This window comes from uncultured Microbacterium sp. (assembly GCF_900078385.1).
Taxonomy (GTDB): Bacteria; Actinomycetota; Actinomycetes; order Actinomycetales; family Microbacteriaceae; genus Microbacterium.
Genome location: NZ_FLQR01000001.1, coordinates 813,343 through 834,860, shown reverse-complemented (window position 1 = coordinate 834,860; position 21,518 = coordinate 813,343). Strand labels below are relative to the sequence as shown.

Genomic DNA, 21,518 nt, shown 5'->3' with positions numbered 1-21,518 from the left:
CTCGGGTGTCGGGGTGGGTGTCGGTGTCGGGGTCGGTGTGGGCGTCGGTTCGGTCGGCGGCGCCCCGGGCGTCGCGGCGAACGCGAGCCGGATCAGCGCGGCCGAGACGCCGTACCGATCGCCGCCCGCGCGCACGACCTCCGGTGCGAGAGCGCGCAGCTGCGTCTCGACACGGGCCGACACGAGTGAGGCGCTGCCCGCGATCACGATCCGCTGCGGAGCCAGGCGTCTGATCTCCGTGACCACGCTGGACGGCAGCGCCGTCGGTCCCGTGAGCAGGAGAGGACCGGAGGCCTTCGCCGCGACCGATCCGGCGCTCAGACCGCCGTAGTAGGTCGTCCCGCTCGTGACGACGACGGTCGGCACGCGGCTTCCGGACGGATACGCGGCGCGCGACAGGGCGACACTCGTGGCGTACCGGTCCGTGCCGGCGACGCGTGTCACGGCGGGCGTCGTCGCGGCGGAGGCCGAGAGCGGTGCGGGCGCGATCACGAGCGACGCCGTCAGGGCGATGGCGCTCAGCCCGGCGACAAGATTCCAGCGCGGCACGTCGACTCCCCAGGATCGGCGAGGATTCACGTCCCCGTCCCGGCATCCTATAAGCTTGGTGATCGGCCCCCGGGCCATGGGCGATTGGCGCAGTTGGTAGCGCGCTTCCTTCACACGGAAGAGGTCATCAGTTCGAGTCTGGTATCGCCCACACATTCAGCCCCGCAGCACGCGCACCCCGCGAGCGACGGGGCTCTTTCGTTCCCGTGTGTCCGTCCACTGCGCGCCGCCTCCCTGAGTCAGGCGATCTGCCGGAGTCAGGCGCTCTCGGCGCGGATCAGCCTGAGCCGGGAGAATCTCCTGACACGGGGCGGGGATCCCCTGCCGGTGACATTCTCCCGAGCGCGATGCCGGCGGTCAGCGCCCCACGGGCCAGCCGTACCGGTCGCTCAGCGCCTTCGCGACGCGGGTGAATCGGTCGAGGTCCAGTGCGCTGGCCTCACGCCGCATCCCGTCGCGGTGCACGCTGTACAGCTGCTCGATGTCGACCCACGACGCGCGCCCCTGAGTGTCCCACGGGCCGGTCCCGAGCGACAGGAAGTCGCGGTCGCCGTCGTGCGACCTGCTCGTCAGCCGGACGGCGAAGACGCGGTCCTCCCCATCCCGCCCGATCACGAGCACCGGGCGGTCCTTGCCGCGCCCGTCGTTCTCCGTGTACGGCACCCATGTCCAGACGATCTCGCCGGCATCCGGGTCACCGTCGAGGGAGGGATCGTACGTGATGCGCAGCGCCCCGGCCGGGGGCGGTGCGACCTCGACCGTCGCGCCCTCTCCCCCGCGCCCGGGCACATCGCCGCGCCCGGACGGGCCCTGCGGAACGGAGGCGGGCCTCTGCCCGCCCGACGAGCGGAACAGGCCGCTGAGGGCCTGAAGGATGCGGGTCGCGTAGCTCACCGTCCCACCCTACTGAGGGGCCTGACGCGCGCCCGGGCATGCGAAGAGGGTGCCGCGCGATGCGGCACCCTCTCCGTTGCTGGAACTGCGAGTGTCAGTCGACGAGCGCGTAGCCCTCTTCACCGTGGACCACGGTGTCGACGCCGGCGATCTCGTCCTCGTTCTTGACGCGGAAGCCGATCGTCTTCTCGATCGCGAAGCCGAGCACGTAGGCGACCACGAAGGAGTAGATCAGTACGCCGAACGCGGCGATGGCCTGCACGAGCAGCTGCGACGCGTCACCGCCCGTGAAGAGGCCGGTGCCGGTGGCGAAGAAGCCGAGGTACAGCGTTCCGATGAGACCACCGACGAGGTGCACGCCCACGACGTCGAGCGCGTCGTCGTAGCCGAGCTTCCACTTCAGCTCGATCGCCAGCGCGCAGACCGCACCGGTGACGAGGCCGAGGAGGAGGGCCCAGCCGGGCGCCAGAGCGGCGCAGGCCGGGGTGATCGCGACGAGACCCGCGACGGCGCCGGAAGCGGCACCGATCGAAGTGGCCTTGCCGTCCTTGATCTTCTCGATGACGATCCAGCCGAGGATCGCGGCAGCCGTGGCGCCGAGCGTGTTGACGACGATGAGGCCGACGCTGGAGTCCTCGGTGCCGAGGAGGGCGAAGGTGCCCTCGGCGCCGGCGTTGAAGCCGAACCAGCCGAACCACAGGATCGCGGCGCCCAGCAGGACGAGCGGCACGTTGTGCGGCTTGTTGATGCCCTTCTGGAACCCGACGCGCTTGCCGAGCACGAGTGCCAGGGCGAGCGCGGCGGCACCGGCGTTGATGTGGACGGCCGTGCCGCCCGCGTAGTCGATGACGGCGACGTCGAGGCCGAGGTTGGCGCCGAGGTTGTAGATCCAGCCACCGCCCCAGACCCACGCGGCCACCGGGAAGTAGACGACCGTGGCGAACACGCCGGCGAAGATCATCCAGGACCCGAACTTGGCGCGGTCAGCGATCGCGCCGGAGATGAGGGCCACCGTGATGATGGCGAACGTGGCGCCGTAGGCCGAGATGACGAGCGTGTCGCTGTCAGCGTTCGCGAGACCGAAGTCGCTGAACGGGTTGCCGGCCAGGAACTGCGACTCCCCCTCGCCGATGACGGTCATGTTGGAGCCGTAGAGGATCCAGAGCACGGCGACCAACCCCATGGCCCCGAAGCTCAGCATCATCATGCTGACGACCGACTTGGCCTTGACCAGACCGCCGTAGAAGAACGCCACACCGGGCGTCATAAGAAGCACGAGGGCTGTCGCGGCGACAGACCAGGCGAGATTTCCGCTGTCCATGAAGTTCCTCACTCATGTGTTGATACTCAAGGCCCGCTCCGCCTGATGTCGGGTATGACGGTGGGATCCGGGCTCGCCCAGTCTCGCGATCGCCGGTTTCCCGCAGTATGCGTGTCGTGTTTCGCGCTGGTTACAAGGGTGCCCTGAGCGTGAACATCACGTTTCGGGGTGCCCGGCGGTGCCTCTGGATCGGCGTGGCGCGGAGCCGCGCACGGCGGGTTCAGCTGTGTGTCAGGGCCACCAGGCGCGAGATCGCGCGCAGGTACTTCTTGCGATAGCCGCCGGCGAGCATGTCCTCGGTGAAGACCTCGTCCAGTGGGCTGCCGGTCGCGCGGACGGGGACCTGCGCGTCGTACGCGCGGTCGATGAACGCGACGAAGCGCAGCGCCGCCGACTGGTCATCGAGCGGGGCGACGTCGCGGATGCCGATGACGGCGATGTCCTCTATGAGGCGGATGTAGCGGGAGGGGTGCACGGTCGCGAGGTGGCGGATGAGGCTGTCGAAGGTGTCGTCGGAGACGAGCCCGGATGCCGCGGCATCCGCCACAGTCCGCTCGTACTCGTCGGCGGCGACGACGACGGCGTGTCCGTCGACGGCGCGCTGGCGGTAGTCGGTCCCGTCGATGCGGATCGTCTCGAAGCTCGCCGCCATCGCGTGGATCTCGCGCAGGAAGTCCTGCGCGGCGAAGCGACCCTCCCCCAGCGCGTTCGGCGGAGTGTTGGAGGTGGCGGCGAGCCGGGTGCCGGTCGGGACGAGCTCGCCGAGGAGCCGGGTCATGACCATCGTGTCGCCCGGATCGTCGAGTTCGAACTCGTCGATGCACAGCAGATCCGCGCCGCGGAAGAGCTCGACGGTCTTCTGGTACCCCATCGCCCCCACGAGCGCCGTGTACTCGATGAAGGATCCGAAGTACTTCCGGCGGGCGGGCAGCGCGTGGTAGACCGCCGCGAGCAGGTGGGTCTTGCCGACGCCGAAGCCGCCGTCGAGGTACACGCCGGGCTTCACCTCCGGGCTCTTCTTCGCGCGGCGGAAGAGGCTCCCGCGGGGTGCCGGCTCGCCGCCACCGGCGAACGCGGTGAGAAGATCCTTCGCTTCCTGCTGCGACGGGAACCGCGCGTCCGTGCGATAGGTGTCGAACGTCGCGTCGTCGAACTGCGGAGGGGGCACGAGCGCCGCCACCATCTGCTCACCCGACACTTGAGGAGCGCGGTCGCTGAGGTGCACGATGCCGACGGGTGCGCTGCTCACCCCTCAACACTAAACCGCGGGCGTGACCTGCCCAGTCCGGGCCAGCCAGCGGGTGATGGCGGCGGTCCACCGGTCCTGGTCGTAATTCCAGAGCTTGGTGTGGCGCGCGACCTCGAAGATCTGGATCTCCACGAGATCCGGACGTGCGACCACCAGGTCGTGGGAGGCGTCCGAGGGGACGAACCCGTCGTCGTCGCTGTGCAGGATGAGGATCGGATGCCGCAATTCGGCGGCGCGGGCGACGACGTCCAGACGGTCGAACGGGATCGCCACGTCGGCACCGGTCATCGGGGTGGTCCACTCCCGACGCAGAGTGCCGATCGCGAGGTCCGCGACCTGCGTCGGAAGGCCCTGCAGTCGCGCCTGGAAGTTGAGGACGATGCGCCAGTCGATGACGGGCGACTCGAGGATGATGCCGCTCAGGATGTCGCGGTGCGCCGAGCTGAGGGCGAGCTGGAGAGCGATGGCGCCGCCCATCGACCAGCCCATGACGATGATCCGCCGGGCGCCGCGTCGCCGCGCGAGACCGATCGCGGCATCCACGTCGCGCCACTCCGTCGCACCGAGACCGTAGGCCCCGCCGCGGCTCCGCGGCGCCTCACCGTCGTTGCGGTACGACACGACGAGCGAGGTGAGGCCGGCGGCGTGGAAGACGGGGACCGCGCGGAGGCATTCGGCACGCGTCGTGCCCCGGCCGTGCACCTGCACGACCCACGTGTCCGTCGGCTCGGCGGCCGGGAAGATCCAGGCCGGGCAGGGCCCCACGGGAGAGCCGACGAGCTCGCCGGAGAACGGCAGGTGCAGCTCTTCGGGCTGCGCGAAGTACCAGCCGCTGAACGCGGCGTCCGGCGCGAGCTGCGCGTCGGTGCCGACGTGCGTGAGGAGCTTGCGCTTGACGCTCTTCTCGTCGGCCGAGAGCACCGAGCCGAGCTTGAGGTACGCGGCGGTGCCCACGGTGAAGAGGCCGTACCGGCCCGGGAGCTCGGTGTCGGGTGTGCGGCTCAGCGTGATCGTCTGGGCGGCGGTGTCGACGTCGAGGATCTTCGTGTCGGGGAGCCGACCGCCCGGCGTGACGACCTTACGGGCCATCCGCACCGAGATGAAGGTCATCATCCCGGTCACGCCGAGGAGCGCCGTCGTCAACCCGACGATGAGGCCGCGGAGCGTGGCGATCAGGGTCGGAGATGCACCGGTGGGAACGGCGCGCCTGGATGCCATCATGGTCCCGTCACTCTAGTCTGTCGACGTGGATGAACCCCGTCCCCCGGCTGCCACGCCGGCCTTCGCGCAGGTCGCCGATGCGCTGCGCGCCCTGACCTTCCGCGACGACTTCGCGGTGCGCGAGATCCCGGCGCCGTCCTCGCTCGCGCCGGAGGCCATCGCCCTGGCCGGCGACGTGCGCCCCGATGAGGAGGGCGGCGACTCCGAGTACGGGACGGGCCGCCTCATCCTCCTCCACGACCCGAGCGAGCCCGACGCGTGGAACGGCGCGTGGCGCATCGTCTGCTTCGCCCAGGCGCCCCTCGAACCGGAGATCGGCACCGATCCGCTCCTCGCGGACGTCGCATGGTCGTGGCTCGTCGATGCTCTGGCAGCCCGCGGCGCCCGGTTCCATTCGGCGTCCGGCACCGCCACGAAGACCCTGTCCAAGGGGTTCGGATCGCTGGCCGACGAAGGCGACGGCGCGCAGATCGAACTGCGCGCGTCCTGGTCGCCCGAGGGCGATGTCGCCTCGCACGTGCAGGCGTGGGCGGAACTGGTGTGCATGCTGGCGGGTCTGCCGCCGGGGTCGGAGGGGATCGTCGTGCTGGGCGGAAACAGGGCGGCGCGTGGCTGAGTTCCCCGTCATCACCGACGTCGACGAGTTCCTCCAGGCCGCGTCGACCCTCGCCGCCGGCACGGGTCCGGCCGCCGTCGACGTGGAGCGCGCCTCCGGATTCCGCTACACGCAGCGCGCCTACCTCATCCAGGTGTACCGGCGGGATGCCGGCGTGTACCTCTTCGATCCGCCGGCCCTCGGCGACATGGCCCCGTTGCAGGAGGCGATCGGCGACGTCGAGTGGGTGCTCCACGCGGCGAGCCAGGACCTGCCGTCCCTCCGCGAGGAGAACCTCGAGCCGCCGTCGATCTTCGACACCGAACTCGCGGCGCGGCTGCTCGGGCACGCGCGGGTGGGTCTCGGCGCCGTCGTCGAGGACACCCTCGGCATCACGCTCGCGAAGGCGCACTCCGCCGCCGACTGGTCGACCCGGCCCCTGCCGCAGTCCTGGCTCGAGTACGCGGCGCTGGACGTGCTGCACCTCATCGACGTGCGCGACGCGCTCGCGCTCGAGCTCGAGGAGCAGGGCAAGACGCCGCTCGCGCACGAGGAGTTCGAGGCCGTGCGCACGCGTCCCGCGAAGCCCCCGCGCGAGGAGCCGTGGCGACGTCTCAGCGGACTGCACACGGTGCGCGGCCGCCGCGCGCTCGCGGTCGCCCGAGCGCTGTGGACCGCCCGCGAGGAGTTCGCGAAGGAGCAGGACGTCTCCCCCGGCCGCCTCGTACCCGACCGGGCGCTCGTCGCCGCCGTGCAGGCCGATCCGGCGACCAAGCAGGACCTCGCGCGCACGAAGGAGTTCATCGGCCGCGCGAGTCGTACCCAGCTCGACCGCTGGTGGGCGGCCATCGAGGCCGGCCGCGCCGACCCTGCCCTGCCCGTCGAACGCGTGCCGGGTGACGGGATGCCGCCGCCTCGCGCATGGGCCGACCGCAACCCCGCCGCCGACGCACGGCTGAAGACCGCCCGGCCGCGGATCGACGCCCTCGCGGAGGAGCTGAACATGCCGGTCGAGAACCTCCTGACCCCGGACACCCTGCGCCGCGTCGCGTGGGCTCCCCCGGAGCCGCTGGATGCCGACGGCGTGGGCAGCATCCTGGAGTCCTATGGTGCGCGACCGTGGCAGATTGCGCACACTGCACAGGTGATCGTCCAAGCCTTTGTCGATTCCGTGCATGACGTGGCGGAGCCGTCCGAGCCCGCTTCGTAGATACGATCCAACCGATTTCGCCGCCCCTGCCGCCTTCATAGGCTTGAGCGATCCCTAATTTTGGAGGCAGTGTGGCCGAGCTTTCGGACGTCTACTTCGTCGACGGAACGCGTACCCCTTTCGGACGCGCCGGCGAAAAAGGCATGTACTGGAACACCCGCGCCGATGACCTCGCCGTGAAGGCGACCATCGGACTGATGGAGCGCAATCCGCAGGTCCCGGCGGACCGCGTCGACGACGTCGCGATCGCCGCGACGAGCCAGACCGGCGACCAGGGGCTGACCCTCGGACGCTCGGTCGCGATCCTCGCGGGCCTGCCGCAGACGGTCCCGGGCTTCGCGATCGACCGCATGTGCGCGGGCGCCATGACGAGCGTCACGACCATGGCGGGCTCGATCGGCTACGGCATGTACGACATCGCCCTCGCGGGCGGCGTCGAGCACATGGGCCATCACCCCATCGGGGGCAACGCCGACCCCAATCCGCGCTTCGTCGCGGAGAAGATGGTCGACCCCGGCGCCCTCAACATGGGTGTGACGGCCGAGCGCATCTTCGACCGCTTCCCGCACCTCACGAAGGAGCGCTCCGACCGGTTCGGGATGCTGAGCCAGCACAAGGCGCAGGCCGCCTACGACGCCGGCAAGTTCCAGCCCGACCTCGTGTCGGTCGCCGTCAAGGACGCCGAGGGCTCCTGGACCCTCGCGACCGAGGACGAGGGGCGCCGCCCGCAGACCACGATGGACGACCTCGCGGCGCTCAAGACCCCGTTCCGTCCGCACGGGCGCGTGACGGCGGGGACCTCCTCGCCGCTCACCGACGGCGCGACGATGTCGCTGCTGGCCGGCGGCCGGGCCGTGAAGGAACTCGGCCTCCGCCCCAAGATGCGCATGGTCTCGTTCGCCTTCGCCGGCGTGCAGCCGGAGATCATGGGCATCGGACCGATCCCCTCGACCGAGAAGGCGCTCCGCAAGGCGGGGCTGACGATCTCGGACATCGGGCTGTTCGAGCTCAATGAGGCCTTCGCCATCCAGGTCATCTCGCTGCTCGACCACTTCGGCATCGCCGACGACGACCCGCGTGTCAACCAGTGGGGCGGCGCGATCGCCCTCGGCCACCCGCTCGCCGCCTCCGGCGTGCGCCTCATGATCCAGCTCGCGGCCCAGTTCGCCGAGCGCCCCGACGTCCGCTACGGCCTGACGGCCATGTGCGTGGGTCTCGGCCAGGGCGGCTCGGTCATCTGGGAGAACCCGCACTACGACGGCAAGAAGAAGTGAGAGAGACACCGATGACCGGCTACGACGCGATCGACTTCTCCCCCATTCAGGCCCTCACCGCCGGCGAGGTCATCACGCACTCCCGCGTGCGCGACGTCACGCTCCCGAGCGGCAAGCGGCTCGCGCTCATCACCCTCGACAACGGCCGCGACCACACCCGACCCAACACGCTCGGACCGGCCACCCTCACCGCGCTCGGCGAGACGCTGGCCGCGCTGACGGCTCGTGCCGCCGGCGGCGAGATCGACGCCGTCGGCATCACGGGGAAGCAGTACATCCTCGCCGCCGGCGCCGATCTCTCCGACATCTCGAAGGTGGGGTCGAAGGACAACGCGAAGCTCATCGCGCAGCTCGGGCACAAGGTGCTCGGGATGCTCGGCGACCTCGGCGTCCCGTCGTTCGCGTTCGTCAACGGCCTCGCCCTCGGCGGGGGCCTGGAGATCGCGCTGAACTCCACCTACCGCACGGTGGACGCCTCCGCCGCGGCCATCGCGCTGCCCGAGGTCTTCCTCGGCATCATCCCGGGCTGGGGCGGCGCGTACCTGCTGCCGAACCTCATCGGCATCGAGAACGCGCTCGAGGTCGTCATCTCCAACCCGCTCAAGCAGAACCGGATGCTGAAGCCGCAGCAGGCGTTCGACTACGGGATCGTTGATGCCATCTTCCCCGCCGCGAACTACCTCGAGGACTCGCTGCGCTGGGCGGACGGCGTGCTCACCGGCGCGACCAAGGTCAGTCGGAAGAACGAGCCCGGCAAGATCGAGCGCCTCACCAAGTGGCCCATCGCGATCAAGATGGCGCGCGGCATGCTCGAGTCGAAGATCGGCACCGTCCCGGCCTCGCCGTACGTCGCCCTCGACCTGCTCGACAAGGCGAAGTCCGGCACCAAGGCCGAGGGCTTCGCCCGGGAGGACGAAGCTCTCGCCGAGCTCGTCACCGGCGACCAGTTCGCGGCATCCATGTACGCGTTCGACCTCGTGCAGAAGCGCGCCAAGCGCCCGGTCGGGGCCCCCGACAAGGACCTCGCGAAGAAGGTCACGAAGGTCGGGATCATCGGCGCGGGGCTCATGGCCAGCCAGTTCGCGCTGCTCTTCGTGCGCAAGCTGCAGGTCCCGGTGCTCATCACCGACCTCGACCAGGCGCGCGTCGACAAGGGCGTCGCTTACATCCACGACGAGATCGGCGCGCTCGAGGCCAAGGGCCGACTCGACGGCGACGCCGCGAACCGTCTGCGCGCGCTCGTCACCGGCACGACGGACAAGAGCCTGTTCGCGGACTGCGACTTCGTCATCGAGGCCGTCTTCGAAGAGGTCGGCGTCAAGCAGCAGGTGTTCGGCGAGATCGAGAAGATCATCGCCGAGGACGCCATCCTCGCCACCAACACCTCGTCGCTGTCGGTCGAGGAGATCGGCTCGAAGCTCGCCCATCCCGAGCGCCTGGTCGGCTTCCACTTCTTCAACCCCGTCGCCGTCATGCCGCTCATCGAGGTCGTGAAGACCCCGCGGACGGCGGATGCCGCGCTCTCGACGGCCTTCGTCGTCGCGCGTGGGCTCGGCAAGAACGCCGTCCTCACCGCGGACGCCCCCGGGTTCGTCGTGAACCGGCTGCTCGCCAAGGTCATGGGCGAGGCGGCGCGTGCCGTGTACGAGGGCACCCCGGTCGCCGACGTGGAGAAGGCGTTCGGGCCCCTCGGCCTGCCGATGGGCCCGTTCCAGCTGATCGACCTGGTCGGCTGGAAGGTCGCGGCGCACGTGCAGGACACGATGGTGCGCGCGTTCCCCGACCGGTTCTACGCGAACGAGAACTTCCATGCTCTGGCGGAGCTGGGCGAGGTCGTCGAGAAGGACAAGGGCGGTCGCGTCACCGGCTTCACGAAGGCGGCGGAGAAGGTCCTGAAGCCTGCCGTCGGCAAGACGCCCGCCGACGCCGCGACGATCCTCGGCCGCGTGCAGGACGGCCTCGCGCAGGAGATCAAGCTCATGCTCGACGAGGGCGTCGTCCCCGAGGTCGAGGACATCGACCTCTGCCTCATCCTCGGCGCCGGCTGGCCGTTCATCGACGGCGGCGCGTCGCCGTACCTCGACCGCGAGGGTGCGTCGGAGCGCGTGTTCGGCGCCACGTTCCACACGCCGCCCATCCGCGGCATCGGCTGACGCTCCGCATCCGTCGGCTCGCAACGGCTCCGGGCTTCGGCCCGGGGCCGTTGTGCTTGCCGGCGGCGCGCACGCAGGCTAGATTCTGAACATGTTCAGTTCGACATCCGTCGCGATGACCAAGCGCGAGCGGACCCGCGCCCTTCTGCGGGATATCGCATTGCGCTCGTTCCGCGAGCGGGGGTACGACGACACCACGATCCGTTACATCGCCGGCGAGGCGGGCGTCTCCGTCGGAACCACGAACTATCACTTCGCCTCGAAGAACGACCTCGTGCAGGAGCTCTACCTCGACGTGCAGACTGCCCACCGCGAGGTTGCGCTGGCACTCCTGGGCGACGAGTCCGACCTCATCGCGCGACTGCGGATCGCGTACGGAGCCGGTCTCGACCATCTCACCCCGTACCATCCGCACGCGGCCGAGTTCCTCTCCGCGGCCGTATCGCCGCGTTCCCCGTTGAACCCGCTGTCCAGCGAGTCCGCCGCGGCGCTGGAGATCACGGAATCCGTGTTCCAGGCGGCCGTGGCCGGCGCCGCCCACCGGCTGCCCGCCGATATCGCCGAGCGACTCCCCCGCGCGCTGGTCATCGGCCACCTCCTGCTGGCGCTCTTCTGGGTGTACGACTCCTCCCCCGACCAGCGACGCACGCGAGCGCTGCTCGACCGGGGCCTCGCACTCCTGCGGCTCGCTCTGCCGCTCGTGAGGATTCCGGGCATGCGGGCGCCCGTGCGGGAGCTGCTCGACCTGGTCGACGCGGTCCGGTCGTGAGCGCCGTTGAGGCGTCTCCGCGGACGGCGGCCGAGCCGATGGCTTTCGCGCGCGAGGACTTCTGGCGCGGTGCATATGCCGCATGGTGGATGTACCTCGTCGCACTCGCCGTCATCTCGCTCGCGCTGGGTGCCACCGCGGGCGGCTATCTCTTTGCGGTGGTGCTGTACGCCGGTCTGTTCGGCGCTCCCGTCGCGTTCGTCGCCACGGTGGTGTGGTCGCTCCCGGCGTACGGGCTCGGCCGCGCACTGCGGCGAGTCGCATCCCCGGTGGTCCACGTCGCCTCGTTCGCGCTGCTCGGGGGCGCGGTGGGGGCTTCCACGATGAGCATCTTCCTCGCGGTGATGGGTTCCGGATCGATCGTGGACCCCATGTTCGCGCCGTTCGCATTCGCACCGATCCTCACCGTGCCGCTCGCGTGGTGGCGTGCGTGGCGCCGCTCGCTGCGCGCCGATCGCGGCCGGCCGAGTCCGGCACCCGCCGACCCGGACGCCGCGGCCGAGGATGCGATCCTCGACGCAGAGCCGCCGGCATCCGATCCCCCGCGCTGACGACCGAGGATTTCGTCCGCCTCGACGATCTCCGTCGTTGCGCTCGCTGCGGCCCGCCAGGATGCCGGGAGGCGGGATGCCGGGCGTCAGGCTCCCGGGAGGCGCTCCTGCGCGGCGCGGACCCGCAGGTCGCGGGCCAGATGGTCCCGCTGCTCGAGCACGATGCGGCGCAGCGACCCGGGCGCGTCCTCGTTCGCCGCGAGCCACGCGTCGACCGGAGCGAGGGACTCGGATGCCGGGAACAGTCCACGCACGAGGCGTCCCGCGATCTCGATGCTCCGCACCGACCAGACGTCGCGGAGGCGCGAGAAGTAGTCCTCGTCGAAGCGTGCGATGAGGTCGCGGCGTCCGCCCGCGCGGATGCCGGAGATCGTCGCGTCGAGGTGGTCGTTCGTCAGCGCCGTGTCCTCCCACGCGGCGCGCCACGCATCCGCCCGCACCTCCGCGTCGGGGCGCGCCGCGAGCACCGCGAGCTCGGAGCTGCGGCCCTTCGCCGTGGCGTCCCGGTCGTACTCGGCCGCGGCGTCCGCGGCGCGCGCGTGTCCCGTCGCGGCCAGGGCGAACAGCCAGTTCCAGCGCAGTTCGGGGTCGAGGGCGAGGCCCGCCGGCGCGGGAACCGTGCCGTCGAGTACCGCTCGCAGATCGGCGGCGTGCGCGTCGCAGGTCGTCGCTGCGGCGCCCACGGCGCGCGCCCAGACGAGCTGCGCGTCGCTGCCGGCATCCGCCGCCTGCATCGCCTGCCAGGCGGTCTCGAGCCAGGCGCGGCGGCGCGCGTCGCGGCCCTCTGCCGGGACGAAGTGCTCGACGGCGTACCGCGCATGCCCGACGACATCGGCCAGCACGGCGATGTTGGTCTCGGCCGGACCGTGCGTGCCGGCGGCGTCGATGTATCGGACGGCGGCGAGCTCGCCGTCGCGGGCCGCGTTCCACAGCGCCGACCACACGACGGCGCGCGTCAGGGCATCCGGGATCGTGGACAGGGCCGCCTGCACGACGGCCGTCGATCGCTCGTCGAGCCTGACCTTCGCGTAGGTGCGGTCGCCGTCGTTGGGGAGGACGAGATCGACATCCGGGACGACGGGCAGCGAGACCACGGTCCGCTCATCGTGGATGTCGACGTCGAGCGCCGCGAGGCGGCGCAGCGTGCCGTGGTCGAGCCGGTGCAGGCCGACGCTCAGGCGGTGCGGACGCGGGTCGGTCTGCACGACGCTGAGGCCGTCGCCGCGCTCGACGCGGACGGTGGACATCCCCGTCGTCTGCAGCCACGCGGCGCTCCAGGACCGCAGGTCGCGGCCCGCCGCACCTTCGAGCTCGACGAGCAGATCGTCCAGGGTCGTGTTGCCGTACGCGTGCGCGTCGAAGTAGCGCTTCGCGCCGGCGAAGAACGCCTCCACGCCCACGTACTCGACGAGCTGCTTCAGGACCGACGCCCCCTTGGCGTAGGTGATGCCGTCGAAGTTGAGCTTCGCCGCCTCGAGGTCGGGGATGTCGGCGACGATGGGATGCGTCGTCGGCAGCTGGTCCTGCTGGTACGCCCACGCCTTCCGCCGCGAGGCGAACGTGACCCACGCGTCCGGGTAGCCCCCGACGGCGGCGGCGGCATGCGTCCCCATGTAGTCGGCGAAGGACTCCTTGAGCCAGAGGTCGTCCCACCACCGCATCGTCACGAGGTCGCCGAACCACATGTGCGCCATCTCGTGCAGGATCGTGTTCGCCCGCGCCTCGTGCTGCGCGACCGTCGACGCTCCGCGGAAGATGTAGCCCTCGGTGAAGGTCACGAGGCCGGGGTTCTCCATCGCGCCGAGGTTGTACTCGGGAACGAGGATCTGGTCGTACTTGCCCCACGGGTAGTCGCCGAACACGCCGGTGAAGAAGTCGAGCCCCCGTCGTGTGATCGCGAGGATCTCCTCGGCGTCCAGGTGCGGGGCGAGCGAGGCGCGGCAGAGCACGCCCAGGTCGGCGCTCTGCCGCTCCCCCTCCCAGCGTCCCGTGACGCGGTGGTAGGGACCCGCGGCGACGGCGGTGATGTAACTGGAGAGCGGGAGGGTCTCTGCGAAGGTGACCCGGATGCCGCCGTCCACGGCGGTGCGGCCGGTCTCGGCGCCGTTGGACAGCACCTCCCAGTCCGCCGGAGCGGTGACCCGGAAGGTCCACCGCGCCTTCATGTCGGGCTGTTCGAAGCACGGGTAGACGCGCCGGCAGTCGGCCGGCTCGTACTGGGTGTACAGGTAGACCGCGCCGTCGACAGGATCGGTGAAGCGGTGCAGGCCCTCCCCGGAACGGCTGTACGCGCCGCGCGCGTGGACGCAAACGACGTTGTCCTCCGCGAGACCCGTGACGCGGATGCGGGCGCCGTCCCAGTCGACCGGCTGCGCGGTGCCGTTCACCTCGAGGGCGTCGACGGATTCGCCGAGGAAGTCGATCCAGGTCTCGCTCGTCGACGAGGAGAAGGCGAGGGTGCTCACCGCCGTGAAGCCCGTGGTGCCGGCCTCCGGCGCGCCGCGCAGGTCGAGGTCGACGCGCACGGTGTGCAGCGTGACGGCGGCGGATCGGTCGGCGGTCCCCTCGCGGGTGAGGTTGGCGGTGCTCATCCGACCATCGTTTCACGCCGCCCGTCCGCACCGGCGCGTCACCGCCGGTCCATCCACCGGTCACCTGGGCGACCTACCCTCACGCCGTGACGCGAGCGTTCTTCCCCGAGGTGCAGGCGCTGCGCGCACTCGCCGTCGGGCTGGTCGTGGTGTTCCATCTGCAACCGGCCCTGCTCCGGGGCGGCTTCATCGGCGTCGACGTCTTCTTCGTCATCTCCGGCTACCTCATCACGGGTCACCTCCTGCGCGAGCAGGAGCGGACGGGGACGGTCCGCCTGCGCGACTTCTGGGCCGCGCGCGCCCGCCGGATCCTCCCCGCCGCCATCACGTGCCTCGTCGTGACGGTCGCGCTCTGCGCCGCGCTGCTCCCGATCACGCGGTGGGGCGAGGTCGGCGTCCATGCCCTGGCTGCGGCGCTCTCGGTGCTGAACTGGGTCCTCGGGGCGGAGGCCGTGGACTACTTCGCGGGCACGGACATGAGTCCCTTCCAGCACTTCTGGTCCCTCGGCGTCGAGGAGCAGTTCTATCTCGCGTGGCCGCTCCTCGTCGTGTTGGCCTGGTTCATCGCGGCGCGACGTCCGGGCCGTGCGCCGCGACGGGTTCTCGCGGTGCTGTTCGCGACCGCCGTCGCCGCGAGCTTCGCGTACAGCGTGTGGAGCGTCTCCGCCGGTGACGCGGCAGCGTACTTCTCGACCCTCGCCCGCGTCTGGGAGCTGGGTGCGGGCGGGTTGCTGGCGATCGTCGCGCCGAAGCTCCGCCTGCCCGCAGCGGGGCGGACCGCGCTCTCGCTGGGCGGGATCGCCGTCGTGCTGGCGGGTGCGTTCGTCATCGATCGCGGTGATCCGTTCCCCGGCCTGCTCGCGCTCGTGCCGGTGCTCGGCACCGTGGCGGTCATCGCCGCGGGTCCGACGACGGGCCGGTTCGCTCCCGCGCCGGTGTTCGCTCTCCGACCGGTGCAGTGGATCGGTGACATCTCCTACTCCCTCTACCTCTGGCACTTCCCGCCGATCGTCCTCTTCGCAGCGGTGGTGGGCCGCGCGCCGGGGCCGTTCGCCTCCCTCGCCCTCGCCGCGTGCGCCCTCCTGGCGGCGGCGCTCAGCCACCGGTTCATCGAGCAGCCCGCGCGCTCCAATGCCTGGCTCCGGGCGCGGTCGCACCGAGGGCTCATGTTCGGCGTCGCCGCGACGACGGTAGGATGCCTCGTGGCGCTGTCGCTGCCGGTGTCGCAGCAGTCCGCCGAGGCGTCGTGGCTCGACGCCGCTCAGCAGATCGAGGCGACCGGTCCGCTCGGCGCGGCGGCGCTCGTCGACGGTCGCTCCGAGGCCTTCGTGGACGGCGTCATGGAGATCACACCCGCGCCGACCGAGGCGGAGGAGGACATGCCGGCGTCGCCCCGCGCGTGCATGGCCGAGCCGAAGGACGCGCGCACGCCGGTCTGCACGGCCGGGGATCCCGAGGGCGAGATCTCGGTCGCGCTCGTCGGCGACTCGCACGCCCACCAGCTCTCCACCGTGCTCTTCGCGCTGGCCGGGGAGCGCAGCTGGGATATGACGACGTACCTCCACGCCAGCTGCCCGTTCACGACGGAGACCCGGGCGCTGGAGGCGCGTGGCGGGTCGGTCTGCGCCGCCCCGAACGCCGAGACGCTCGCCGCCCTGCTCGCCGACCCGCCCGACATCGTGTTCGTGTCGAACTGGGCCTCCGGCGACTTCGTCGAGGCGGACACGGGTCACGCGCCGGGTGTCGCCGGATACGCCGACGTGTGGGGCCGGCTGGTCGATGCGGGGAGCGAGGTCTACGCGTTCGTGGACGTCCCGCGGCCCCGACGCGACCCCACCGCGGTCGACTGCGTCGCGGCATCCTACGAGCGTCCGCGCTCCTGCGGCGTCAGCCGGGACGAGGCGCTCTTCGATCGCGGCGTCGTCGACAAGGCCGCGGCCCTCGTGCCGGGCGTGCACGTGGTGGACCTCACCGACCACTTCTGCGAAGTCGACTTCTGCCCGGCCGTCATCGGGAACGTGCTCGTCTACCGCGACGTCAATCACCTGACGGACACCTATGCGCGCACGCTCATCCCGTACGTGAGTGCCGCCATCCCGCCGACCGCGGGGCGGTGATCAGCGCGTCGAGTCGGCCTGCGCGCCCGGCTGCGGAGCCCAGATCGCGCCGGTCTCCGCCGAGGGACGCGCGACCGGAATGCGCGTGCCCAGCACCTGCGCGACCACGTCCTGCGCGATCTTCGCGGGGGTGAGGCCCGCATCGGCGAGGATCTGCTCGCGGCTCGCGTGGTCGATGAACTCGTCCGGCAGGCCCAGCTCGTCCACGGCGGTGTCGACGCCGGCTTCGCGGAGCACCTGACGGATGCGGGTGCCCACACCCCCGACGCGGATGCCGTCTTCGATGGTGATCACGAGGCGGTGCCGGGCGGCGAGGTCGACGAGGGACGGCTGGACGGGGACGACCCAGCGCGGGTCGACCACGGTCGCTCCGATCCCCTGCGCGCGCAGGCGTCCGGCGACATCGACCGCGAGGTGCGCCATCGGACCGATGCCGACGAGCAGCACGTCCTCGGCATCGCTGCGGGCGAGGACGTCGACACCGTCGGCGAGCCGCTCGATCGCCGGCAGGTCCTCGCTCACGGTGCCTTTGGGGAAGCGCACGACGGTCGGGGCGTCGCCGACCGCGAGAGCCTCGTGGAACTCCTCGCGCAGTCGCGCGGCGTCGCGCGGCGCCGCGATGCGGATGTTCGGGACGAGCTGCAGCATCGCCAGGTCCCAGACGCCGTGGTGGCTGGGCCCGTCCGGGCCGGTCACGCCGGCGCGATCGAGCACGAAGGTGACGCCGGCGCGGTGCAGCGCGACATCCATCACGACCTGATCGAAGGCGCGGTTCATGAATGTGGCGTAGATGGCCACGACGGGGTGCAGCCCGCCGTACGCGAGACCCGCGGCGGACGCGACGGCGTGCTGCTCGGCGATCCCGACGTCGTAGACGCGGTCGGGGAAGCGCTGTGCGAACGGCAGGAGCCCGGTGGGGCGGAGCATGGCGGCCGTCATCGCGATGACATCCTCGCGCTCCTCCCCCGCGGTCACGAGCTCCTCGGAGAACACGTCGGTCCAGGCAACCTGTCCCGACCCGCCGAGAGCGGCACCGGTGACCGGGTCGATCTTCCCGACGGCGTGGAACTGGTCCGCCTCGTCGCTGAGCGCCGGGGGGTAGCCGCGTCCCTTCTCCGTGATGGCGTGCACGATGACCGGCGCGCCGTACGACTTCGCGAGCTCGAGCGTCTCGATCATCGACTCGAGGTCGTGGCCGTCGACCGGCCCGAGGTACTTGATGTCGAGGTTCGAGTACAGCGCCGCGTTGTTCACGAACCGCGAGAGGAACCCGTGCGTGCCGCCGCGGACACCGCGGTAGACGGCGCGCGCCGCCGGGCCGAGGCGCCGGAACAGTGAGTCAGACCCGCGGTGCAGCGAGAGATAGGTCTCCCCCGTGCGCACGCGGTTGAGATAGCGGGCCATGCCGCCGATGGTCGGGGCGTACGAGCGGCCGTTGTCGTTGACGACGATGACGAGGTTGCGGTCGTTGTCGTCGGAGATGTTGTTGAGCGCCTCCCACGTCATCCCGCCGGTGAGCGCGCCGTCGCCGACGACCGCGACGACGTGGCGATCGGTGTGCCCGGTCCGCGTCAGCGCGCGGGAGACGCCGTCTGCCCAGCTGAGCGAGCTCGAGGCGTGCGAGGACTCCACGACGTCGTGCGGGCTCTCCGAGCGCTGCGGGTAGCCGGCCAGCCCACCGCGGGAGCGCAGCTGCGAGAAGTCCTGTCGGCCGGTGAGCAGCTTGTGCACGTACGACTGGTGGCCCGTGTCGAAGATGATCGGGTCCTCGGGCGAGCGGAAGACCCGGTGGATCGCGATCGTGAGCTCGACGACGCCCAGATTGGGGCCGAGGTGCCCGCCGCTGCGCGCGACGTTCTCGACGAGGAAGGCGCGGATCTCCGCGGCGAGCGTGTCCAGTTCGGAGAGGCTCAGCCGGTCGAGGTCGCGCGGTCCCGAGATCGTTGAGAGCAGTGGCATGCGTGTCCCTCCAGGTGACGGCAGCGTCCGTCGAGTCTACTCGCGGGGATGCGGGGCAAGACCGAAGCGGGCGCCCGGCGCAGTGCCGGACGCCCGCTTCCGGTGCGTGTCAGACGAGGCTGCGCAGCACGTACTGCAGGATGCCGCCGTTGCGGTAGTAGTCCGCTTCGCCGGGCGTGTCGATGCGCACGACCGCGTCGAACTCGATCGTCTCCTTGCCTGCGGGCGAGAACTCGCTCGGCTCGGCGACGACGCGGACCGTCTTGGGCGTGACGCCCTCGTTGAGCTGCTCGAGGCCCGTGATCGAGACGATCTCGGTGCCGTCCAGGCCCAGCGACTTCCAGGTCTCGCCGGCCGGGAACTGCAGCGGGACGACGCCCATGCCGATGAGGTTCGAGCGGTGGATCCGCTCGAAGCTCTCCGTGATGACCGCCTTGACGCCGAGGAGGCTCGTGCCCTTCGCCGCCCAGTCGCGGGACGAGCCGGAGCCGTACTCCTTGCCGCCGAAGACGACGAGCGGCGTCTCCTGCGCCTGGTAGTTCTGGCTGGCGTCGTAGATGAACGACTGCGGGCCGCCGGGCTGCGTGAAGTCGCGGGTGTAGCCGCCCTCCACGATCTGGCCGTCGTTGACCGCGGCCACCAGCTCGTTCTTCAGGCGGATGTTCGCGAACGTGCCGCGGATCATGACCTCGTGGTTGCCCCGGCGCGAGCCGTAGGAGTTGAAGTCCTTCTGCGCGACGCCGTGCTCCGAGAGGTACTGCGCGGCCGGCGTGCCGGCCTTGATGTTGCCGGCCGGGCTGATGTGGTCGGTCGTGACCGAGTCGCCGAGCGCGGCCATCACGCGCGCGCCGGTGATGTCGGCGACGGGCGTCAGGTCCATCGACATGCCGTCGAAGTACGGCGCCTTGCGGACGTACGTGGAGTCCTGGTCCCACTCGAAGATCGGGCCGGTGGGCGTCGGCAGGGTCTGCCAGCGCTCGTCGCCGTCGAACACGGTCGCGTACTGCTTGATGAACTGCTCACGCGAGATCGAGGAGTCGATGATCTCCTGGACCTCTTCGGTGTCGGGCCAGATGTCCTTGAGGAAGACGTCGTTGCCGTCGGTGTCCTTGCCCAGGGCGTCGGTCTCGAAGTCGAAGTTCATCGATCCGGCCAGCGCGTAGGCGACGACGAGCGGCGGCGACGCGAGGTAGTTCATCTTCACGTCGGGGCTGATGCGACCCTCGAAGTTCCGGTTGCCGGAGAGCACCGCGGTCACAGCGAGGTCGTTGTCGTTGACCGCCTGGGACACCTCGTCGATCAGCGGGCCGGAGTTGCCGATGCAGATCGTGCAGCCGTAGCCGACGGTGTAGAAGCCGAGGCCCTCGAGGTCCTTGTCCAGACCGGACTTCTCGTAGTAATCCGTGACGACCTTCGAGCCGGGGCCGAGCGTGGTCTTCACCCACGGCTTCTGCTTCAGGCCCTTCTCGCGCGCCTTGCGGGCCAGCAGGCCCGCCGCGATCATGACCGACGGGTTCGACGTGTTCGTGCAGGACGTGATGGCGGCAAGGGTCACCGCGCCGTTGTCGAGCAGGTACGGCGAGCCCTCCGGGGGCGTCACCTTGACGGGGTTGGACGCCGGGTGGCTCGAGCCGCTGAAGAGCAGCATGGACTCGGCGTGCTCGTCCTCGTGCTGGTGCGAGACGCCGTTCGCCGACACCGTCTCGTGCTCGACGCCGGGGGCGTTGCCGGGATCGGATGCCGGGAAGGTGCCCTCCAGCTCGACGGAGTCCTCGTCGGCGGCGTCGGCGTAGTTGAGGATGTCCTTCTGGAACTGCGACTTCGCCTCGGACAGCAGGATGCGGTCCTGCGGGCGCTTCGGGCCGGCGATCGAGGGGACGACGGTGGAGAGGTCGAGTTCCATGTACTCGCTGAACGCGGGCTCGATGTCGGCGTCGTGCCAGAGCGCCTGCTCCTTCGCGTACGCCTCGACGAGCGCGACCGACTGCTCGTCACGACCGGTGAGACGCAGGTACTCCAGGGTCACGTCGTCGATCGGGAAGATCGCGGCGGTGGAGCCGAACTCGGGGCTCATGTTGCCGATCGTGGCGCGGTTGGCCAGCGGCACGGAGGCGACGCCCGCGCCGTAGAACTCGACGAACTTGCCGACGACGCCGTGCTTGCGCAGCATGTCGGTGATCGTGAGGACCACGTCGGTCGCGGTCACGCCGGCCGGGATCTCGCCGCTCAGCTTGAAGCCGACGACCCGCGGGATGAGCATCGACACGGGCTGCCCGAGCATCGCGGCCTCGGCCTCGATGCCGCCGACGCCCCAGCCGAGCACGCCCAGGCCGTTGACCATCGTGGTGTGCGAGTCGGTGCCGACGCACGTGTCGGGGTAGGCGCGCAGGACGCCGCCCACCTCGCGGTCGTAGATGACCTTCGCGAGGTGCTCGATGTTGACCTGGTGCACGATGCCGGTCCCCGGCGGGACGACCTTGAAGTCGTCGAAGGCCGTCTGGCCCCAGCGGAGGAACTGGTACCGCTCGCCGTTGCGCTCGTACTCGATCTCGACGTTGCGCTCGAGGGCGTTCTCGGTGCCGAAGAGGTCCGCGATGACCGAATGGTCGATGACCATCTCGGCGGGCGAGAGGGGGTTGATCTTCTTCGGGTCGCCACCGAGCGCCGTCACGGCTTCGCGCATCGTGGCGAGGTCGACGATGCAGGGGACGCCCGTGAAGTCCTGCATGACGACGCGGGCGGGCGTGAACTGGATCTCCGTGTTCGGCTCGGCGGCCGCATCCCACGACCCGAGGGCCTGGATCTGCTCCTTGGTCACGTTCGCGCCGTCCTCGGTGCGCAGGAGGTTCTCCAGCAGCACCTTGAGGCTGAACGGGAGCTTCTCGTAGCCCGCGACCGTGTCGATGCGGAAGATCTCGTAGTCGGTGTCGCCGACTGTCAGGGTGCTCTTGGCTCCGAAGCTGTCAACTGTCGACACGTCTGGTCTCCTTCGTCGGCGATTCGCGGGACTCGGGCCCCGCCCTTCATCTTCCCCGCCCTCGGCGCCCCGTGCCAGTGAGGACGGC

At 70.6% G+C, this 21,518-nt stretch carries 15 protein-coding genes and 1 tRNA gene; 8 read left to right on the top strand and 8 right to left on the bottom strand.

Going from position 1 to position 21,518, the window contains the following annotated elements; all coding sequences use genetic code 11:
• The coding region (locus QZL85_RS04055; RefSeq protein WP_295573872.1) for a cell wall-binding repeat-containing protein at positions 1-579 on the bottom strand (579 nt) is incomplete at its 3' end.
• Between the two features lie 48 nt (positions 580-627).
• On the opposite strand from QZL85_RS04055, the gene QZL85_RS04050 reads away from it, so the two are divergent.
• Positions 628-700 (top strand) — tRNA-Val (locus tag QZL85_RS04050).
• A gap of 206 nt (positions 701-906) precedes the next feature.
• Here QZL85_RS04050 and QZL85_RS04045 read toward each other — a convergent pair.
• The 4 genes from QZL85_RS04045 to QZL85_RS04030 form a co-directional block, all read right to left on the bottom strand.
• On the bottom strand, positions 907-1,443 hold the full coding sequence (locus tag QZL85_RS04045; RefSeq protein ID WP_295573870.1) for a type II toxin-antitoxin system PemK/MazF family toxin: 537 nt from the start codon (positions 1,441-1,443) through the stop codon (positions 907-909).
• Positions 1,444-1,537: 94 nt separating this feature from the next.
• Positions 1,538-2,764 carry an ammonium transporter gene (locus QZL85_RS04040; RefSeq protein ID WP_295573868.1) on the bottom strand — a complete coding sequence of 409 codons (1,227 nt, stop codon included), beginning with the start codon at positions 2,762-2,764 and terminating at the stop codon, positions 1,538-1,540.
• A 220-nt stretch (positions 2,765-2,984) separates the two neighbouring features.
• Positions 2,985-4,013 carry a cell division protein ZapE gene (gene zapE / locus QZL85_RS04035; protein WP_295573865.1) on the bottom strand — a complete coding sequence of 343 codons (1,029 nt, stop codon included), beginning with the start codon at positions 4,011-4,013 and terminating at the stop codon, positions 2,985-2,987.
• A 9-nt stretch (positions 4,014-4,022) separates the two neighbouring features.
• Complete coding sequence (locus QZL85_RS04030) at positions 4,023-5,234, bottom strand: S9 family peptidase (protein ID WP_295573863.1); 1,212 nt, start codon at positions 5,232-5,234, stop codon at positions 4,023-4,025.
• 25 nt (positions 5,235-5,259) lie between these two features.
• Between QZL85_RS04030 and QZL85_RS04025 the strand changes: the two genes are divergently transcribed.
• The 6 genes from QZL85_RS04025 to QZL85_RS04000 all read left to right on the top strand — a co-directional run bounded on the left by QZL85_RS04025 (position 5,260) and on the right by QZL85_RS04000 (position 11,786).
• Positions 5,260-5,850, top strand: coding sequence for a DUF3000 domain-containing protein (locus tag QZL85_RS04025; protein ID WP_295573861.1), 591 nt, complete (start codon positions 5,260-5,262; stop codon positions 5,848-5,850).
• Positions 5,843-7,039 (top strand): ribonuclease D, encoded by a 1,197-nt coding sequence (locus QZL85_RS04020; protein ID WP_295573859.1) that lies wholly within the window; start codon positions 5,843-5,845, stop codon positions 7,037-7,039. The genes QZL85_RS04025 and QZL85_RS04020 overlap by 8 nt, the downstream gene beginning before the upstream one ends.
• A 71-nt stretch (positions 7,040-7,110) precedes the next feature.
• Positions 7,111-8,313: a thiolase family protein gene (locus tag QZL85_RS04015; RefSeq protein ID WP_295573856.1), complete on the top strand. Its 1,203-nt coding sequence runs from the start codon at positions 7,111-7,113 to the stop codon at positions 8,311-8,313.
• A gap of 11 nt (positions 8,314-8,324) precedes the next feature.
• Positions 8,325-10,466 carry a 3-hydroxyacyl-CoA dehydrogenase NAD-binding domain-containing protein gene (locus QZL85_RS04010; RefSeq protein ID WP_295573854.1) on the top strand — a complete coding sequence of 714 codons (2,142 nt, stop codon included), beginning with the start codon at positions 8,325-8,327 and terminating at the stop codon, positions 10,464-10,466.
• Between the two features lie 91 nt (positions 10,467-10,557).
• Positions 10,558-11,235, top strand: a complete 678-nt coding sequence (locus tag QZL85_RS04005; RefSeq protein WP_295573852.1) for a TetR/AcrR family transcriptional regulator — start codon at positions 10,558-10,560, stop codon at positions 11,233-11,235.
• Complete coding sequence (locus QZL85_RS04000) at positions 11,232-11,786, top strand: hypothetical protein (protein WP_295573849.1); 555 nt, start codon at positions 11,232-11,234, stop codon at positions 11,784-11,786. Before QZL85_RS04005 ends, QZL85_RS04000 begins: the two co-directional genes overlap by 4 nt.
• A gap of 86 nt (positions 11,787-11,872) precedes the next feature.
• On the opposite strand, the gene pepN is transcribed toward QZL85_RS04000, so the two are convergent.
• The gene (pepN, locus tag QZL85_RS03995) at positions 11,873-14,377 is read right to left on the bottom strand and encodes an aminopeptidase N (protein WP_295573847.1); all 2,505 of its coding nucleotides are present in this window, start codon (positions 14,375-14,377) and stop codon (positions 11,873-11,875) included.
• An 86-nt stretch (positions 14,378-14,463) separates the two neighbouring features.
• On the opposite strand from pepN, the gene QZL85_RS03990 reads away from it, so the two are divergent.
• Positions 14,464-16,494: an acyltransferase family protein gene (locus QZL85_RS03990; RefSeq protein ID WP_295573845.1), complete on the top strand. Its 2,031-nt coding sequence runs from the start codon at positions 14,464-14,466 to the stop codon at positions 16,492-16,494.
• Here the strand turns inward: QZL85_RS03990 and dxs are convergent, their stop codons facing one another.
• Positions 16,495-18,453, bottom strand: coding sequence for a 1-deoxy-D-xylulose-5-phosphate synthase (gene dxs / locus QZL85_RS03985; RefSeq protein ID WP_295573842.1), 1,959 nt, complete (start codon positions 18,451-18,453; stop codon positions 16,495-16,497).
• Positions 18,454-18,562: 109 nt separating this feature from the next.
• A complete protein-coding gene (locus tag QZL85_RS03980; RefSeq protein WP_295573840.1) occupies positions 18,563-21,430 on the bottom strand; it encodes an aconitate hydratase in 2,868 nt (955 codons plus the stop codon).
• Between the last annotated feature and the right edge of the window lie 88 nt (positions 21,431-21,518).

What these genes read in the sequence shown, in the direction of transcription:
- QZL85_RS04040 (WP_295573868.1), bottom strand. Translation starts at nt 2,764, where the DNA reads ATGGACAGCGGAAATCTCGCCTGGTCTGTCGCCGCGACAGCCCTCGTG.
- pepN (WP_295573847.1), bottom strand. Translation starts at nt 14,377, where the DNA reads ATGAGCACCGCCAACCTCACCCGCGAGGGGACCGCCGACCGATCCGCC.
- QZL85_RS04005 (WP_295573852.1), top strand. Translation starts at nt 10,558, where the DNA reads ATGTTCAGTTCGACATCCGTCGCGATGACCAAGCGCGAGCGGACCCGC.
- dxs (WP_295573842.1), bottom strand. Translation starts at nt 18,453, where the DNA reads ATGCCACTGCTCTCAACGATCTCGGGACCGCGCGACCTCGACCGGCTG.
- QZL85_RS04010 (WP_295573854.1), top strand. Translation starts at nt 8,325, where the DNA reads ATGACCGGCTACGACGCGATCGACTTCTCCCCCATTCAGGCCCTCACC.
- QZL85_RS04030 (WP_295573863.1), bottom strand. Translation starts at nt 5,234, where the DNA reads ATGATGGCATCCAGGCGCGCCGTTCCCACCGGTGCATCTCCGACCCTG.